Origin of the sequence: Clostridium sp. DSM 17811 (assembly GCF_018861905.1) — a bacterium.
Taxonomy (GTDB): Bacteria; Bacillota; Clostridia; order Clostridiales; family Clostridiaceae; genus Clostridium_AD; species Clostridium_AD frigoriphilum.
The window spans coordinates 1-1,991 of sequence record NZ_JAHLDU010000070.1 but is presented as its reverse complement, the minus strand read 5'-3'; the positions used below and the strand labels follow the sequence as shown (position 1 = coordinate 1,991).

The 1,991-nt window shown below is 33.2% G+C and carries 1 protein-coding gene; it reads left to right on the top strand.

Going from position 1 to position 1,991, the window contains the following annotated elements; translation table 11 throughout:
* Positions 1 to 1,991: pyruvate:ferredoxin (flavodoxin) oxidoreductase (gene nifJ, locus KPL44_RS24925; RefSeq protein ID WP_216256086.1), on the top strand; the 1,991-nt coding region annotated here is incomplete at both ends.

Genomic DNA, 1,991 nt, shown 5'->3' with positions numbered 1-1,991 from the left:
GGAGCATTAACTACTTCTTATACAGCTTCACAAGGTTTGCTTTTAATGATACCTACAATGTATCGTATTGCAGGTATGCTTAAGCCATCAGTAATACACGTTGCAGCACGTAGCGTAGCAACTCAGGCATTTTCTATATTTGGAGAACACTCAGATGTAATGGCATGTAGACAAATAGGATACGCAATGCTTGCTTCATCAAATGTGCAGGAAGCAATGGATTTAGGAGCAGTAGCTCATTTAGCGACTATAGAAGGAAAAGTTCCATTTATTCATTTCTTTGATGGTTTTCGTACTTCTCATGAAATCCAAAAGATAGATTGCTTAGATTATAATGACTTAGCAAATTTGGTAGATAAAGATGCACTTGAAGAGTTTAGGAAAGGAGCTTTAAATCCGGAACATCCTGTTTGTAAAAGTACAGGACAAAACCCAGAAATATTCTTCGAAAATAGGGAAGCTTGTAATGTCTATTATGATAACCTCCCAGCTATAGTAGAAAAGTATATGGGTAAAATAAATGAACTTACAGGTAGAAATTATAAGTTGTTTAATTATTATGGTGCTGATGATGCTAAATATGTAATTATGGCAATGGGATCTGTAAATGAGGCAGCAAAAGAAACAGTAGATTATCTTAATGCTAAGGGTGAAAAGGTTGGTTTGCTTGAAGTACATCTTTACAGACCTTTTTCAATAGATCATTTTCTTCGTGAATTACCTAAAACTGTTGAAAAAATTGCAGTATTAGATAGAACAAAAGAACCAGGTGCAGTTGGAGAACCATTATATCAAGATGTCTGTTCAGCTTACAATGAAATAGCTGATAGACCACAAATTTTTGCAGGAAGATTTGGACTCGGTGGTAAGGATACTACACCTGCACACATAGTTGCAATTTATGAAAATCTTAAAAAGAAAGAATCAAAAAATCATTTTACAGTTGGTATAGTAGATGATCTTACATTCCATTCAATAGAAATTGGTGAATCAATAGATATAGTTCCAAAAGGAACTATAAGCTGTAAGTTCTGGGGTCTTGGATCAGATGGTACTGTTGGAGCAAATAAAAACTCAATAAAAATAATAGGAGATCATACAGATAAATATGTTCAAGCTTATTTTGAATATGATGGTAAAAAATCAGGTGGTATTACTGTATCACATCTTCGTTTTGGTGATAAAGAAATACGCTCAACTTACTTAGTAAAGAAAGCTAACTTTATAGCTTGTCACAATCAGTCATATCTTAAAAAATATGATATGATTTCAGATTTAAATCCAGGTGGAATATTCCTTCTTAATTGCAATTTAACACCTGAAGAACTTGAAACTAATCTTCCTTATAAATTTAAAAAATATGCTGCAAAAAACAAAATTAAATTTTATACAATAGATGCTACAGCTATTGCTAAGGAAATAGGTCTTGGAAGTAGAACTAATACTGTACTTCAAGCAGCATTCTTTAAACTTGCAAATATCATACCTACGCAAGAAGCAGTTAAATACATGAAAGGAACTATATTAAAGACCTATGGTAAGAAGGGAGATAAAGTTATAAACATGAATTATGCCGCTGTTGATAAAGGCATAGAGGGATTTGTAAAGGTTGATGTACCTCAAAGATGGGCAACAGACTTAGAGGTTAATCCTGAAGTTGTAAATGAAAATCTACCTACGTTTGTAAAAGAATTACTTATTCCAGTTAATACTCATAATGCAGACAATGTACCAGTTAGTACGTTTAAAGATATGGCTGATGGTACTGTACCAGCAGGTACTTCTAAATATGAAAAGAGAGGCATTGCAATTGATGTTCCAGTTTGGATTAAGGAGAACTGTATACAATGTAATCAATGTTCATTTGTTTGTCCACATGCTTCGATAAGACCTTTCCTTGCAAGTAAAGATGAAGCATCGAATGCTCCAAGTAACTTTGAAACTATAGATGCGAAAGGCAAGGGATTAGAAGATTATAAATATAAGGTTCA